We start from the raw sequence: 16,022 nt of genomic DNA on the forward strand, positions 1-16,022 counted from the left end.
TACAGAAAGATTCCAAGAAAAACTTCACGGCCTTTCCCCGATAGAATATCGGGAAAAGGCCGTGGCATAATACTCTTTTTATTACTGTCTACTTGACAGGGAGATGACCACTTCGGTCCTCTTTAATCTTTCCGAAACAATCCGAACACCCCAACTGTTTGCAGTATATTTGTAAATGCACCTGGGTCCACTTGTTTAATAATCCTCTCTAATTCGTATAACTCATAACGAGTAATAACCATCATTAACATTTCTTTATTTTCATTCGTATAAGCACCTGTTGCTGGTATCGTTGTAATCCCTCTTACTAATCGCGAGTGAATCGCCTTTCTTACATCTGCCCCATTCTTCATAACAATTAATGCTGTAATCTTTACATGACGAGTATGAATTGCATCAATAATTCTCGTTGATACATATAAAGTCACTAACGTATATAACGCTTTTTCCCATCCATATACATAGCCAGCAGCGATAATGATAATTGCATTAAAAAAGAAAAAGTATGTACCGACAGGCTTATCTTTTATTTTTGATAAAATCATGGCGATAATATCTAATCCACCTGTAGAAGCACCCCACTTTAAAGCAATCCCTACTCCAATCGCCGAAATAATCCCGCCAAAAATCGCATTTAATATGATATCATTCGAAACCGCTCTAACAGGGATGACTTCTAGAAACAAAGTCATAAATATAACACAAAGAAAACTGAAAAAGGTGAAGGCCTTTCCAACCTTTTTCCACGCTAAAATAACGACAGGAATATTAAATAAGCTAAACAATACTCCCGTAGATATGTGAATCGATAAAAAATCACCTAATATTTGTGATAATAATTGAGACAATCCAGCAAAGCCGCTCGCATACACTTTTGCTGGCGTTAAAAATAAATTCATCCCAATCGCATTTAATAAACCTGCGATGATTACAACGATTAACTTCTTTATAAGTTCAGTATAATTCAACTTCAAATCCATTTCGAATCCACCTTTACCCTTCATAAATGCACCGCTATACATAGTCTTTACGAAAAAGGAAATGATAAACGTACAACGTTTAGAAATGGAGTTGATACATATGCCACATACGAGTGATAACGACAAAAAAGCACGCGATAATAACGCAAAACGCACACAAAAAAATGAGCAAGAGCAAAAAAATATTCAGCAAGGTAAACGTGCATATTCTAAAAAGACCGATCACCTTTGATTCCATCGTACATCAACAATTATGTTGATGTACTTTTTTACATTTTAAAGGAAAAAAACATTAAAAATTCACTTCATGTTCACTTCTATATTCTACAATAGCGATAACATATTCGGATGAGGTGTTGGCATGAGAGGGAAACATATTTTCATTATTACTGCACTAATAAGTATATTGATGCTATCTGCTTGCGGACAAAAGAATGGCTCAGCTACAGTCGCTACAGCAACAGACTCGACCATTACAAAGGATAACTTCGAAAAACAATTGAAAGATCGTTACGGAAAAGACATGCTATACGAAATGATGGCACAAGACGTCATCACAAAAAAATATAAAGTACCTGATGAAGAGGTAAATAAAGAAGTAGAAAAAGTAAAAAAACAATATGGAGATCAATTCAAAAAAGTATTAGAAAATTATGGTTTAAAAGATGAAGAGGACTTCAAAAATCAAATTAAGTTCAAACTTGCTATGAATGAAGCGATTAAGAAAAGCATTACAGAAAAAGACATAAAAGACCACTATAAGCCAGAAATTAAAGCGAGTCACATTTTAGTAAGTGACGAAAATGAAGCGAAAGAAATAAAGAGTAAACTAGATGCTGGTGCTTCATTTGAAGAATTAGCAAAACAAGAATCACAAGATCTACTATCAAAAGATAAAGGCGGAGACCTTGGATACTTCAATTCAGGTACAATGGCTCCTGAATTCGAAACGGCTGCCTACAAACTAAATGTTGGACAAATTAGCAATCCCGTAAAATCATCAAACGGTTATCACGTTATTAAATTAACTGATAAAAAAGCTTTAAAGCCTTATGATGAAGTGAAAGACTCTATTCGCAAAAACTTAGAGGAAGAACGTACTGCTGATCCTGTATTCAGCAAAAAATTGTTACAAGAGGAATTAAAAAAGGCAAATATTAAAATAAATGATAGTGATTTGAAAGATACGTTTACTCTTGTTTCTCCGCAAGGAAATTAAAAAAGCACAACCTTATTTTTTTAAATAAGGTTGTGCTTTTTAATCTTTCATCTACTTTATTTCTTAAAGTAAGTCCAACCTTCTTCTTGGTAAACCTTTTCTTCTTTCATCAACTTACCAAGTGCACGCTTAAATGCAGCTTTACTCATGTTAAAGCGTTCTTTAATATCTTCTGGATGGCTCTTATCCCAAAACGGCATTGCTCCGCCTCGTTCTTCCATATATGCATAAATTACTGCAGCATCATCTTCCATTCCTTCTTCTTTACGAGGAAGAAGTGAAATGTTAATTGTACCGTCATCTTTTACGTCAATAATACGGCCCGTTACACGCTGACCGATGCGGACTTGTTCTTTTCTTTCTGTATGGTGTAGGAAAGCACGGAAATGCTCATCCGTTAGTATGAATGAACCAACTTGAAGTGAACGATATACACGTCCGTTTACGTTTTTATTACGCATAGATGGCGTTGCATCTACGATAATTTCTTGCATATCACTGTCTCTCGCTGGAAGAGCGATTAAACGATCACGATTCGTTAATTTTAACGTACAATATAATTCGTCGCCTACTTCTGGCCATACCGGCATATAAATCGGGAACTCATCAGCTGGAATTAGTATATCTTTTGACACACCAATATCAACAAACACACCTAAACTAGGAATAACTTCTACAACCTTTACCCAGTTCCAATCATAAGTTGTAATAATTGGTTCCTTCATTGTTGCTGAAATACGATTTTGGTGATCAAGGTATAAGAATACATCAATCGTATCGCCTTCTTCAATTTCTCCAGCCACTTCGTTTTTATGTAGGAAAATTTCTTCTTCTTCATTCCCAACCATATATCCGATTTCCGTTTCGCGTAAAACAGTTACCTGTTCAATCGATCCTATTTGCAAATACATATTTTTTAATTCCCTTCTATATATATAAAATTATCTTTTTTATCATTCCAAACAAAAGTTAATTATAACATGATTTTTCCTATATTTGTCCAACTGCCCAAAATTCACTATAATAAAATGAGGTTACATGAATATAAATACGAAAACACTTAAGTCTAGACTCGTTTTCAGCTATACTTTAGTATGTACAGTACATAACAAGATTAGAAATTTATTTGGAGGTGCTAACTATGGCAAAAGATAGTTCTTTTGACATCGTTTCGAAAGTAGAATTACCTGAAGTAACAAACGCAATTAATATCGCATTAAAAGAAATCCAAAACCGATATGACTTTAAAGGAAGTAAAAGTGATATTAAATTAGAAAAAGAAGTACTTGTTTTAACTTCTGATGACGAGTTTAAATTAGAGCAAGTAAAAGACGTTCTTATCTCTAAACTTGTAAAACGTAACGTTCCAATTAAGAACTTAGATTACGGAAAAGTTGAAGCTGCAACTGGCAACACTGTTCGCCAACGCGCAACACTTCAACAAGGTATCGATAAAGATAACGCGAAAAAAATTAACAACATCATTAAAGAAATGAAATTAAAAGTAAAAACACAAGTACAAGATGATCAAGTACGTGTTACAGCGAAAAGCCGTGATGACTTACAAGCAGTAATTGCAGCTGTTCGTAGCGCTGATTTACCAATCGACGTACAGTTCATTAACTACCGCTAAAAAGAAAACTCCTCTTAATTAGAGGAGTTTTCTTTTTAGTCTTGTAGAGACAATATTACGAGAACAAACTATAGAAAAAAGGGTATGTGCGGTAAAAATCGCTAAGTAAATTGAAAATAAGGAAAAGACACCTTAAGACGTTTTCCCTTCGATTTGAATTACTTTTCTTAGCAATTACATCCTAGGCCAAAGTCATCTTAAAAATTGCTATAACTCATAATTCCTCTCCTCGCCGAAACGTAACAATTTATGAGTATAAGAATATTTTCCAACCTTTAATGTAATGTAAAATTAATAAGTATTTTAAAAAATGTTAATTAAAAAAGAGTTAGAAGTGGTTATTTGAAGAAATTAATATTATGGTTTTTATTGGCCACATTCTCCCTAAATACTGTAGGATGTTCTAATAATACGAATACACTAACGGATAAGTCTAACTGTATCAACAAAGCTTGGTACAAAAAAAATATGTCATGTAATCATTTAAAAAAACATTAAATAGTTAATGATAAAGGTCATAAAAAAAAGACACCTCAAAGTGCCTTCCTCCGACTTGAATCATCTCAATCTTAACAATATTTGGATGTGATTAAAAAGAAGCATAAATTGTTAATAAAGATGCAGACTTCAAAATAAAAAGTACACTAAGTAAACTCTTATTCAAAAATTTATATTAAACACTAATATTTTAGAAGCAAGTTTATAAGTATAAAACCTACAGAGATTTTCCCTGTAGGTTTTATTATATTTCAAGTGATTTCCAAATGAATTATAAGTGACTTTTTTCAGTTTGGTTTTCTAAATATTTTTCTTTAACCATTTTTATCAGATTTTCTTTTTCTGTTAGTTCAAATATAAATAATGCTTTTTTCATGTTATTTGCAATATCTTCTTCATTCTGTTGTTTAAATCTTAATAAATTCCATCCCTTTAAATAGTAAAGTTCACCTAATAAGTATAAAGTATTTAGATTAATAGCTAATTTGATTCCTTTATCAATGTATTTTACCGCCTCTTCATATTGATAGGTCATACCTAAACATTTCGCTAAATTAAAAATGATTTTTAATTTAATCGCTTTATCTCTCGGGAAATCTAACTTATTAAAATTAGTTAAACACCTTCTTAATATAGTAATACTTTTATCATATTCTTTATTTTCCGCATAAAATATAGACATTGTCTGCATAATATCTATTTCTCTTTCTGTTAAAAAATCAACATTGGTTAAAGTTAGTTTTAATGCATTATTTAAAAGCTTTAAAGCAGTTTTTATGGATCTGTTCACCTCAAATATAGCAATCGCTTCATGCCATAGGAGAAATTGTTTATCTTCTTTTGCCTGGAAATTCTTTTCATCTTTCTCTTTTTTCACGATTTCATAAAGTTCACTATATTGTTTTTGCTTTAAGCAATCTTTTATTACGCATTTTACATTTTCTACATATTTTAATTTTTTGTTTTGAGTTAATGCAAATATATTATTTGGGTCAATACCAAGTCTTTCTGATAATTGATATAATAATATGCTAGATGGATAAATCACACCTTTTTCTATTTTGCTAATTTGACTTTGTGAACATATTCCATGACATAATTCGGATTGTGATATATTTTTTTTAATTCTAAGCTCTTTAATGGTAATACCCAAATCGTAAAACTCCATTTTCCCACCTACTATTTAGCACTATATTAGTATAAGAGTATTCTCTAACTTTTAATGTAATGTAAAATTAATATAGTTGCAATTATTGTTTCAAAGGTCTTTCTCTATCCGTATGGACACAAAAACAGGCTAGGAAGAAGGCTTTCTCCCTAACCTGGCCCCACCGAACAAACTTACAAATCCAATAAGAAGACATGAACATAGAGTGAGTAACTTCTCATCTCATCTACGTTTCCTTTTAACTGCAATTAGAAACGCAATAAATAATACATTCACACCAACGATTAAGGAGATAAATAACCAATTCACACCTGTTTCTCCGTTAACTTTATACACGTTTGATTCTTCACGCTTTAAAACGAGATAAAATTTTCCATTTTCCTCTCTTATAATTTCATCCTGTAACAATCCTCTTAACTCTTGTTTTTCACCAATTTCACTTGCAGGTAAGGAGACTTTTTGTGTTTCTTTCGTATTATTAATTGCTACTAAAGTTACTTCATCTTTATATTTTCGTTTTAGTATACTCATCCCGCTCTTATCATACAGAAGCTCAAACGTACCGCGTCGTAAAGACGGTCTCGCCTGCCTAAGTTCACCTAGTTTTGTTATGTGTTGCATAAACTTTTCGTCTGACTTAAAATCCATTAATCGTCTATTATCGGGTACACTTCCTCCATCTAATGCAATTTCAGTTCCGTAATAAAAATTCGGAATCCCAGGTGATGTTAACAAATAAGTAAGCGCCAACTTTAAACGTGATGGCGGATAATACATATTTTCTTTTGCAATACGCGCATATCTTTTTGTTTCTTGATCATCTAAAAACGTAACAAAGTCCCCTTCTTTTTTACTCACATCGTATAACGATTTCACCGATACATCCGCTTCAGAAAACGATTCTACTATTTTTTCGTTGTATTCGCTATCCTCCTTTGTCATAATACGAAAATCTTTCTTTATCACTTGCATATCTTTTTGCGCGTTATCCCAAAAGGAACGCGGCTTTTTTTCACTATGTATAACATAACTTCCGTCTAAATCAACTTCTTTTATCCACCATTTCATTGCGTCAATTACCTGTCGTTCGTTTTCTCCAAGCGGAAATTGAAATACAACTTTCATTCCTTTTGCATGAGCTTCTTTTACAAGTTCTTTCACATCATTGTCTGTCCCGAAATGTTCATTTACCTTTTTAAAATTTCGCACGTCTAATCCATCGTACTTTCCACTTTCAAAAAGCGGCGAAAGCATAACGGTAGTAAAACCCATTTCTTTTATGTAATCCAACCTTTTTATAATTCCTCTTATATCCCCGCCTTGATACCCTTCTAAATTACCAACTTCTAATTGTTTGTCATTTTTCGGTTCTCCATTATTGAAGCGATCAATCATAATGGAGTATATAACTTCATCTTTCCACTCTCTTTTTTCGTCTGCAAAAGTATGTATTGGTACAAACAAAACAAAAGCTAAGCAAAAACAAATGAATAGTTTCCTAGTCCGTATTTTTCCCACACGCATCCCCCAAGTTTTTAATTGTAAGAATATTATACCAATTATCCGAGAGAAACGCATATGTCGATTTCAATCCTCACAAAATAATATATGTTACATTTTCTAACATCATGTATATATTTTTCTGAATTTTTAGTTGATTTTCAGTTCCTTTTCGAATATGATATGAAACATAACAAAACGATGTTATTTTTTCTAACATTATAGGAGGAGAGCTCATGAATATGGGAGATACAGTTTTTATGTTTGTGACGACAGTAATGGTCATGTTGATGACACCAGGATTGGCACTTTTTTATGGAGGTATGGTTCGCAGCAAAAATGTACTCAGTACAACGATGCATAGTTATAGTGCAATGGCTATCGTTTCGATTCAATGGATTGTTATCGGCTATTCTTTATCATTCGGACCAGATTGGCACGGGCTTATCGGTACACTTGATTGGTTCGGTCTAAACGGAGTTACCTACGCACCAAATCCAGACTACTCATCTACTATTCCTCACAATTTATTCATGATGTTTCAACTCATGTTCGCCATTTTAACTCCAGCTTTAATTTCAGGTGCATTTGCTGAAAGAATGCGATTTTCTGCCTTTCTTATTTTTATCCTTCTATGGACAACGATTGTTTACAATCCTGTCGCTCATTGGGTATGGGGCGTCGGCGGGTGGCTAAGGGAACTTGGTGCACTAGACTTCGCTGGCGGAAACGTCGTTCACATCACTTCCGGAGTTGCTGGTCTTGTATTAGCTATTTTCCTCGGAAAACGAAAAAACATAAATGGTTCTTCTCCTCACCATTTGCCATTTACAATGTTAGGCGCAGGCTTATTATGGTTTGGCTGGTTCGGTTTTAACGTCGGAAGCGCATTATCTTTAAATGATGTAGCTTTAACTGCATTTATTAATACAAATATAGCTGCTGCTGCCTCAGCATTAACTTGGATACTTTCAGAGTGGTTCTTCCAATCAAAACCGACTGCGATGGGAGCTGCTTGTGGCGCCGTTTCCGGTCTAGTCGCTATTACACCAGCTTGCGGGTTCGTTACACCTTTCTCAGCTCTTCTTATCGGAGCAATTGGCGGCGTATTATGCTTCGGAGCGGTCTTTTTCTTAAAAACAAAATTCGGATACGACGATACACTCGATGCATTCGGATGTCACGGCATCGGTGGAACTTGGGGCGGTATTGCGACAGGATTATTTGCAACTACTGCCGTAAACGGTGATGGCGCTAACGGATTATTTTACGGAAACGCCTCGCTGCTGTTGAAACAACTTGTAGCGATCGGCGCAACATATGCGTTCACAATTATAATGACGTATGCCATTATTAAAGCAATCAACTTCTTCCTCCCTGTCCGGGTAGATGAGCACGAGGAACATATGGGACTTGATATTTCGATGCATGGGGAGAAAGCTTATGAGTATACTGAGCGAGTGAACTAAAAAAGAGATGCAATCTATCGATGATAGATTGCATCTCTTTTTTGCGTACCGGGCAACATACCCCACCTAGTATAACTGGAAATATATTAACGGTTTTTTGGATATATCAACGATTTTTCAAATATATCGATTGTTTCTTTCAATATATCAACGGTTCGACACAACATATCGATTTACCAACAAATTCCGACATGTTTTACATGCGAAATACCCCACATAACTTTATACAAAAAAGACGACCGAAGCCCGGTCGTCTTTTCCTATTTATTTCGGAGCATTTCCTACATATTGCGTAATATCAACATTTAATGCCTGCGCTAAACGCATACCGTATTCTTGATCTGCACGGAAGAAGTTACAAACAGCTAATAATTTTGTGCGTTCATTTACGTCTTTCAAGTCATTTGTTAAGTTTGCAATTAAGTTATCTTGCTCTTCTTTAGAGAATGAACGGTAACGCTCACCTGCTTGTTTAAAGTCATTTGGTTTCTCAATTTTTTCACGAGATACATAGCCTTCTACTTTCATAGTTGAATCGCGGTAAGCTGGGTCTTCAACTGGATTTTCAGCATGACGGCTCGGTTCGTAGTTGATTGTAGATGGGTTTTGATTTACTTGCATCGCACCATCACGTTGTTGGTTATGAACAGCTGCGTATGGGCAGTTTACAGGAATTTGTAAGTAATTTGCCCCAAGACGATAACGTTGTGTATCTGGGTAAGAGAATAAACGACCTTGTAATAATTTATCTTCCGATGGCTCAATACCATTTACAGTTGCACTTGGAGAGAACGCTACTTGTTCTACTTCTGCAAAGAAGTTTTTCGGATTACGATTTAACGTCATTGTCCCTACTTCCATTAATGGGAAGCGATCTTCTGGCCACACTTTCGTTGGATCTAGTGGATCAAAGTCTAAAGAGTCCATTTCATCTAATTGCATAACTTGTACGTGTAAATCCCATTTTGGGTGATTTCCTTTTTCGATTGCATCGAACAAGTCACGAGTTGCATGATTGAAGTCTTTCCCTTGTACTTCTTGCACTTCTTTCGCATTTAGGTTACGTACACCTTGCTGTGGTTTCCAGTGGTATTTTATATAAACAATTTTACCTTCTTCATTAATCCATTTAAATGAATGGACGCCAAAACCCTCCATTTCACGATAGCTTGCTGGTGTACCGTAATCAGAAAATACCCATGTCATCATATGTGTAGATTCTGGACTTAACGTCATGAAATCCCAATAACGATCTGGCGTTTGAATATTCGTATCAGGTGCTGGTTTTAAGGAATGTACCATATCTGGGAATTTAATTGCATCACGAATGAAGAAAACTGGTAAATGATTACCTACGATATCGTAGTTTCCTTCTTCTGTATAAAATTTAACAGCGAACCCACGTGGGTCACGTGCTGTTTCAGGAGAACCTTGACCATGAATAACCGTTGAAAAACGAACAAATACAGGCGTTTCAGTTCCTTCATTTTGTAAAAATGCCGCTTTCGTATATTGCTTCATACTATTTTTCGTTACGAATACACCGTGAGCACCTGCACCACGTGCATGCACAACGCGCTCTGGAATACGTTCACGATCAAAGTGTGCAAGTTTTTCTACTAAATGATAGTCTTCTAATAATACTGGTCCACGACGACCAGCTGTACGAGAATTTTGGTTGTCTCCAACTGGAGCACCTTGGTTTGTTGTTAAGCGATTATTTGGATTCATCTAGGGGGATCCTCCTCTTTATTTCGTAGTAATTATTATTTATTTAAAATTATTATAAATTAATTATTATTCAAAACTAAATCTTTGTCAACTATTTCCTTCACTTTTTTGGAAACAATTTCAGCCAAACAGTCGATAAATGCTGATTGTGCATTCGGCATATTTGGTCTAAAATATTTGGCATTTAATTCATCAGTTACAACTTTACATTCATAATCGTTGTCATATAAAACTTCTAAATGCTCCGCTACAAAACCAACTGGGCAATATATGAAAGATTCGTACCCATGCTCTTCATATAAATCTTTCGTTAAATCTTGCACATCTGGACCAATCCACGGATCTGGAGTATTCCCAGCACTTTGCCAACCGATTGTATAGTTTTGAATATTTGCAGCTTCTGCAATTAAATCTGCCGTATGCTTTAGTTGTTCTACATAAGGGTCTCCTGCTGCAATAATTTTTTCTGGCAAACTATGCGCTGAAAAAATTACGACTGCTTTCTCTTTATTTATAATATTAGTAAACGTCTCTTTTATTTGGTCTGCCCAATACGAAATAAACTTCGGTTCATCGTACCATTGTTCAATTGGTTCAATAACAGGACCACCGATTTCTTTTGAAAGACGAATAGCACGGTCATTATACGCTTTAATGCTAAATGTAGAGTAATGTGGCGCTAATACGATACTAATCGCTTGCTCGATCCCATCACGCTTCATTTCTTCTACCGCATCTTCTATAAATGGTGCAATATGTTTTAAACCTAAGTAACAAGTAAATTGATACTCTGTAAATATGTTATTCATTGAATCTGTTAATTTATGCGCCTGTTCTTTCGTAATTTTTGCAAGCGGCGAAATTCCACCAATCGCTTTATAGCGGCCAATTAAATCTTCAAGCGCTTCTTCTGATGGCGTACGCCCGTGACGGATATGTGTATAATATGCCTCTACATCGTCTAATGATTCTGGTGTTCCATACGCCATTACGAGTAAACCTATTTTTTTCTTTGTCATCTATATAACACCTCAATTTTATAAATGAGAATACTTTTCAGAACATTCGTTTCCAATTATAACAAGTAATAATAAATACGTCAAAATAATAATTCTAATTAAATATTATTTATAAGGTGATTTTTAATTTTATATGAAAATTTCTTTAATAAAAAGCGACTTACATAATTGTAAGCCGCTTTTCCCTTATTCCTTAATATTTACCCCATATTCTTTAAACCAAACGTGAATTTGTGCTAAATGAGCTAAAAGCTGTGGCCCAGTCATCAATTGACCAAACCATGGTGTTTGAAATGCACTGCCGCCAGACTGAATTAATCCGCTCAACTGCTCTTTATCAAACAGTTCGTGTAAAATTGAACCTTTATCCGTTAATAGATTTTGAAGCCATACTGTTACTGCTTTTGTATAGTGCGGATTGTGCGTTTTCGGATAAGGACTCTTCTTTCTATATAAGATGTCATGTGGAAGTACACCTTCTAACGCTTTACGTAATAGACCTTTTTCGCGGTTTTTATACATTTTCATTTCCCAAGGAATATTCCACGCATATTCGACAAGACGATGATCTGCAAATGGAACACGTACTTCTAAGCTCGCTCCCATACTCATGCGGTCTTTTCTGTCTAATAATGTTGTCATAAACCATACCATATTTAAATAAAATAATTGGCGTCTTTTTGCTTCTAGCGGACTTTCCCCCTCTAAAATAGGAACTTCTTGAATCGACTCTTCATAGCGCCTTTGTACATATTGTTGTAAATTTAATTTATTTCTCCATTCTTTTTTTAGAAGTTGTTCACGTGCCTCTGTAGAACGCATCCACGGAAATGCACTCGATTGTAAATCATCTTCTCTATAAAACCACGGATATCCACCAAATATTTCATCTGCACATTCTCCAGATAAGCCAACGACAAAATCTTGTTTAATTTCTCGGCAAAACCATAATAATGACGAATCGATATCTGCCATACCAGGCAAATCACGAACGAGTACTGCTTCAGTTAAATACTCTGCTAATTTTTCATTCGAAATGACGCAGCGATGATGGGTTGTTTGAAATGTCTCAGTCATTAAATTAATAAACGGAGCATCTGAATTTGGCTGGAATGCATTCGCTTTAAAGTATTTGTCATTATCTTCGTAATCAATAGAATACGTGTGTAATTGCCCTTTTCCCAATCTCTCATATTCTTTCGCTGCAATAGCTGTAATAGCGCTCGAATCTACACCACCCGATAAAAAAGTACATAGTGGTACATCAGAAACAAGCTGTCTTGTAATAGCATCTTGTAATAAAAAGCGCGTTTTCTCTACTGTTTCTTCAAAAGAGTCTTCATGTTTTTTACTTTCTACATTCCAATATCTCCATATGCATAAACCGTTCTTTGAAAATGTCATCGCATGACCTGGACGCAATTCTTTTATACCAGCATAAATACCGTGGCCAGGCGTTCTTGACGGTCCGAGCCCGAATATTTCTGATAATCCTTCTAACGTTACTTCCGCCTTCACATCTGGATGCGACAATATCGCTTTTAACTCCGAACCAAATAGTAAGCGTCCGCTATCATATTTATAAAAAAGTGGCTTTACACCTAATCGATCTCTCGCAATAAATACTTGCTCTTTCTGTTCGTCCCATACTGCAAACGCATATATACCGTTTAAATGATCGACACATTCTTCTTTCCATTCAATATAAGAAGCTAATAATACTTCTGTATCAGAATGACCTTTGAACGTATATCCTCTTCTTAATAATTCCTTTCGAATGTCTTCTGTGTTATAAAGTTCACCGTTATAGCAAATGGCGTAATTCGTTTCATCTTTTAAACAAGTCATCGGCTGTTTACCGCCCTCAGGATCCACAACGATTTACCGCTTATGCCCAAATGCGACATTTCCTTTAATCCAAACTTTATTATCATCCGGCCCCCGTTTCGCTAACGTCTCAGCCATCTTCGTAACGACATCTCTTTCTCCTTCTAATGAGCGTTTATAATCCACCCATCCTGTAATCCCGCACATATAAATCATCCTTCCATCTTATTTCTTTTCTTGAACGTGCAGTAATCCCCACCCTAAGAGTGCGGATCAAAAAATGAAAAACTTGACGATAACCTACTATCCACATATGGAATAGCATTCTCACTCAGTAAAACGTGTTTTATTGTATGCCCACCTATGTCTAGATGTGTCTAGTTATAAAGAACGCACGAACTGTCTATAACAGGAATAACTACTTTTCATAAAGGAGAAATCGTGTATGATACAACGTAAACATATTTTATATAATCAGCCCCGTGCTCATACAGTCGGTAATGTAGAATATATAAACAATGAGTGGGTATTCTTTGATGATGAAAATGATGAAGCGTTTTTATTAGAAGATATTGCCGAAGATGGGTTTGAAATTTTGTATAATAACAATTGGCTACCAGCCCGTTTCTATGAACAAGATGTATTACAAATCGCCAACGAGCAACACCATTTGCAAAATGGTGAAATGATACGTATTCGAAAAAAGTTACTTCTTAGCTATAATGAATGGCTGGAGGAATTACCTGACTCTGTCTTCACATTATTAACCGAATCATTGCAATCACTTCACTACTCTTTATATGATTGCATGTATTGTCATAATTATTTATCTTTCTTACCGCAAGAGGAGTCACGCGAAGGAGTAAATATTCTTTTGTTTGATAACGAAGAAATGATCTGTACACTGCAGCACCATTTCGTCCGTCACACTACGTCAAATAAAAATATGTTCCGTTTTACGAAAGTAAATGGAGAAGAGTTGCATATCGATGCGACATAAAGTGAAACTTTAATCAGTGGGGTAGCCCACTGATTATTAGCCTTCACCAATCTGATGTTTACGGGATAAAGTAAAAAACCACCTTATAATCTCCCAAGTCTTTGAGATTATAAGGTGGCTTTATTTTTTATTAGAATACTTTCCAGCCAATCGGTAATTTCAGCCCAAGGTAAAATACTGCTACTAGCGCAACAATAAATAAGCCCCAAACCGCCCCTGTTGGTTTGTTTTTGCTCATTTTCACAAGAACCATTTCCATTCCACCGATAACTAAAATACCAGCTAACATTTTTAAGCCATACCACATGTGCATGCTACCTGTTGCTGTCTTCACAATACTCATGTACAACATGAAGCCTGTCACAATAATAATGATATACATTAGGCGAAGCCCCATATGTACACCTTTCCCTTTTCTTCCTGCTGAATAAAGTGAATACGCAACGAAGAATAAAATTAAACCTAACGCCCATGCTGTAATATGCATATGTACCATCGTATCCCTTACCTCCTCTTTTCACACTTTTTCACTCTATATGATAACATGTTCATTTATTTTCAGGAAATGTTTCGCTTTTTTACATTTAAATGCTATAATATTTAGAGTATTTACAAACTTCTTGTAATAACAAAAGGGGGAACAATCATGATTCAAACTAAGGATATTATCGAACTTACAGACACATACGGAGCAAATAACTATCACCCACTTCCAATCGTTATTTCTAAAGCAGAAGGTGTTTGGGTAGAAGATCCTGAAGGAAACCGCTATATGGACTTATTAAGTGCATATTCTGCAGTAAACCAAGGTCATCGTCACCCGAAAATTATTAACGCTTTAATTGACCAAGCTAATCGTGTTACGTTAACTTCTCGTGCTTTCCATAGCGATCAATTAGGTCCTTGGTACGAAAAAGTTGCGAAACTAACTAATAAAGAAATGGTACTTCCAATGAATACAGGTGCTGAAGCTGTTGAAACTGCAATTAAAACAGTTCGTCGCTGGGCTTATGATGTGAAGAAAGTGGAAGCAAACCGTGCTGAAATCATCGTTTGTGAAGATAACTTCCACGGACGTACAATGGGTTCTGTTTCCATGTCTTCAAATGAAGAGTACAAGCGTGGATTCGGTCCAATGCTTCCTGGCATCGTTGTAATTCCTTACGGTGATTTAGAAGCATTAAAAGCCGCAATTACACCAAACACAGCAGCATTCATTTTAGAGCCAATTCAAGGTGAAGCAGGAATTAATATCCCACCAGCTGGTTACTTAAAAGAAGCTTTTGAAGTATGTAAAAAAGAAAACGTTTTATTTGTAGCAGATGAAATCCAAACTGGCTTAGGCCGTACTGGTAAAGTATTTGCTTGTGACTGGGACAATGTAACTCCTGACATGTACATACTTGGTAAAGCACTTGGCGGCGGTGTGTTCCCAATCTCTTGCGTAGCAGCAAACCGCGACATTTTAGGTGTATTTGAACCAGGTTCTCACGGTTCTACATTCGGTGGTAATCCACTTGCATGTGCTGTTTCTATCGCGGCTCTTGAAGTGTTAGAAGAAGAAAAATTAACAGAGCGTTCTCTTCAATTAGGTGAAAAATTAGTTGGGCAATTAAAAGAGATTGATAACCCAATGATCACTGAAGTTCGTGGTAAAGGTTTATTCATCGGTATCGAATTAAACGAGCCAGCTCGTCCTTACTGTGAACAACTAAAAGCAGCTGGTCTATTATGTAAAGAAACACACGAAAATGTAATTCGTATCGCACCACCTCTAGTAATCTCTGAAGAAGATTTAGAGTGGGCATTCCAAAAAATTAAAGCTGTATTATCGTAATGATAGAGAGGTTGTCCGACATGTTGGGACAACCCCATGCCCATCAACTTAAAAATCTTCACTACCCCCAAGTGTAAAAAAACGTTATTCTTTCTAAAAAAGCTAGACTAGAAAGGATGACGTTTTCTTATGAATCTCTCG

The 16,022-nt window shown here is 35.5% G+C and carries 14 protein-coding genes and 1 pseudogene; 7 read left to right on the forward strand and 8 right to left on the reverse strand.

The window, feature by feature from the left end; all coding sequences use genetic code 11:
- Positions 1-70: IS3 family transposase (locus tag MR168_RS33765; RefSeq protein ID WP_325782447.1), on the forward strand; the 70-nt coding region annotated here is incomplete at its 5' end.
- 52 nt (positions 71-122) lie between these two features.
- On the opposite strand, the gene MR168_RS27110 is transcribed toward MR168_RS33765, so the two are convergent.
- Positions 123-980, reverse strand: coding sequence for a YitT family protein (locus MR168_RS27110; protein ID WP_086412004.1), 858 nt, complete (start codon positions 978-980; stop codon positions 123-125).
- A 100-nt stretch (positions 981-1,080) separates the two neighbouring features.
- On the opposite strand from MR168_RS27110, the gene MR168_RS27115 reads away from it, so the two are divergent.
- Positions 1,081-1,212, forward strand: a complete 132-nt coding sequence (locus tag MR168_RS27115; protein ID WP_001120851.1) for a DUF3941 domain-containing protein — start codon at positions 1,081-1,083, stop codon at positions 1,210-1,212.
- Positions 1,213-1,341: 129 nt separating this feature from the next.
- A complete protein-coding gene (prsA, locus tag MR168_RS27120) occupies positions 1,342-2,199 on the forward strand; it encodes a peptidylprolyl isomerase PrsA (protein ID WP_001214211.1) in 858 nt (285 codons plus the stop codon).
- Positions 2,200-2,255: 56 nt separating this feature from the next.
- Here the strand turns inward: prsA and MR168_RS27125 are convergent, their stop codons facing one another.
- Positions 2,256-3,110, reverse strand: coding sequence for a CvfB family protein (locus MR168_RS27125; RefSeq protein ID WP_000281260.1), 855 nt, complete (start codon positions 3,108-3,110; stop codon positions 2,256-2,258).
- A 230-nt stretch (positions 3,111-3,340) separates the two neighbouring features.
- On the opposite strand from MR168_RS27125, the gene MR168_RS27130 reads away from it, so the two are divergent.
- Entirely contained in the window at positions 3,341-3,832 is a 492-nt protein-coding gene (locus MR168_RS27130) for a YajQ family cyclic di-GMP-binding protein (protein WP_001040149.1), read from the forward strand.
- 769 nt (positions 3,833-4,601) lie between these two features.
- On the opposite strand, the gene MR168_RS27135 is transcribed toward MR168_RS27130, so the two are convergent.
- Complete coding sequence (locus MR168_RS27135) at positions 4,602-5,498, reverse strand: helix-turn-helix domain-containing protein (protein WP_242291622.1); 897 nt, start codon at positions 5,496-5,498, stop codon at positions 4,602-4,604.
- A gap of 222 nt (positions 5,499-5,720) precedes the next feature.
- Positions 5,721-7,076, reverse strand: a complete 1,356-nt coding sequence (locus MR168_RS27140; protein WP_140159371.1) for an alpha-amylase family glycosyl hydrolase — start codon at positions 7,074-7,076, stop codon at positions 5,721-5,723.
- Between the two features lie 158 nt (positions 7,077-7,234).
- Between MR168_RS27140 and MR168_RS27145 the strand changes: the two genes are divergently transcribed.
- Entirely contained in the window at positions 7,235-8,467 is a 1,233-nt protein-coding gene (locus MR168_RS27145) for an ammonium transporter (protein WP_046392459.1), read from the forward strand.
- Between the two features lie 264 nt (positions 8,468-8,731).
- On the opposite strand, the gene katB is transcribed toward MR168_RS27145, so the two are convergent.
- The 3 genes and pseudogenes from katB to asnB form a co-directional block, all read right to left on the reverse strand.
- A complete protein-coding gene (gene katB / locus MR168_RS27150; RefSeq protein WP_001069179.1) occupies positions 8,732-10,198 on the reverse strand; it encodes a catalase KatB in 1,467 nt (488 codons plus the stop codon).
- Positions 10,199-10,257: 59 nt separating this feature from the next.
- Positions 10,258-11,217 carry a ferrochelatase gene (hemH, locus tag MR168_RS27155; protein WP_000162629.1) on the reverse strand — a complete coding sequence of 320 codons (960 nt, stop codon included), beginning with the start codon at positions 11,215-11,217 and terminating at the stop codon, positions 10,258-10,260.
- A gap of 186 nt (positions 11,218-11,403) precedes the next feature.
- Positions 11,404-13,251, reverse strand: a pseudogene (asnB, locus tag MR168_RS27160) (asparagine synthase (glutamine-hydrolyzing)).
- 238 nt (positions 13,252-13,489) lie between these two features.
- On the opposite strand from asnB, the gene MR168_RS27165 reads away from it, so the two are divergent.
- Positions 13,490-14,044 (forward strand): DUF2777 domain-containing protein, encoded by a 555-nt coding sequence (locus MR168_RS27165; RefSeq protein ID WP_000616046.1) that lies wholly within the window; start codon positions 13,490-13,492, stop codon positions 14,042-14,044.
- 130 nt (positions 14,045-14,174) lie between these two features.
- Here the strand turns inward: MR168_RS27165 and MR168_RS27170 are convergent, their stop codons facing one another.
- Positions 14,175-14,540, reverse strand: a complete 366-nt coding sequence (locus MR168_RS27170; protein ID WP_000233494.1) for a YisL family protein — start codon at positions 14,538-14,540, stop codon at positions 14,175-14,177.
- Positions 14,541-14,690: 150 nt separating this feature from the next.
- Between MR168_RS27170 and rocD the strand changes: the two genes are divergently transcribed.
- Positions 14,691-15,881, forward strand: a complete 1,191-nt coding sequence (rocD, locus tag MR168_RS27175) for an ornithine aminotransferase (protein WP_000616658.1) — start codon at positions 14,691-14,693, stop codon at positions 15,879-15,881.
- The last annotated feature ends 141 nt before the right edge of the window (positions 15,882-16,022 follow it).

Source organism: Bacillus cereus group sp. BfR-BA-01356, assembly GCF_022663635.1.
Lineage (GTDB): Bacteria > Bacillota > Bacilli > Bacillales > Bacillaceae_G > Bacillus_A > Bacillus_A cereus.

Bases quoted from the DNA above. Each gene is read 5' to 3' on its own strand.
- MR168_RS27110 (WP_086412004.1), bottom strand. From the start codon at position 980: ATGGATTTGAAGTTGAATTATACTGAACTTATAAAGAAGTTAATCGTT.
- MR168_RS27115 (WP_001120851.1), top strand. From the start codon at position 1,081: ATGCCACATACGAGTGATAACGACAAAAAAGCACGCGATAATAACGCA.
- prsA (WP_001214211.1), top strand. From the start codon at position 1,342: ATGAGAGGGAAACATATTTTCATTATTACTGCACTAATAAGTATATTG.
- MR168_RS27125 (WP_000281260.1), bottom strand. From the start codon at position 3,110: ATGTATTTGCAAATAGGATCGATTGAACAGGTAACTGTTTTACGCGAA.
- MR168_RS27130 (WP_001040149.1), top strand. From the start codon at position 3,341: ATGGCAAAAGATAGTTCTTTTGACATCGTTTCGAAAGTAGAATTACCT.
- MR168_RS27135 (WP_242291622.1), bottom strand. From the start codon at position 5,498: ATGGAGTTTTACGATTTGGGTATTACCATTAAAGAGCTTAGAATTAAA.
- MR168_RS27140 (WP_140159371.1), bottom strand. From the start codon at position 7,076: ATGCGTTTCTCTCGGATAATTGGTATAATATTCTTACAATTAAAAACT.
- MR168_RS27145 (WP_046392459.1), top strand. From the start codon at position 7,235: ATGAATATGGGAGATACAGTTTTTATGTTTGTGACGACAGTAATGGTC.
- katB (WP_001069179.1), bottom strand. From the start codon at position 10,198: ATGAATCCAAATAATCGCTTAACAACAAACCAAGGTGCTCCAGTTGGA.
- hemH (WP_000162629.1), bottom strand. From the start codon at position 11,217: ATGACAAAGAAAAAAATAGGTTTACTCGTAATGGCGTATGGAACACCA.
- MR168_RS27165 (WP_000616046.1), top strand. From the start codon at position 13,490: ATGATACAACGTAAACATATTTTATATAATCAGCCCCGTGCTCATACA.
- MR168_RS27170 (WP_000233494.1), bottom strand. From the start codon at position 14,540: ATGGTACATATGCATATTACAGCATGGGCGTTAGGTTTAATTTTATTC.
- rocD (WP_000616658.1), top strand. From the start codon at position 14,691: ATGATTCAAACTAAGGATATTATCGAACTTACAGACACATACGGAGCA.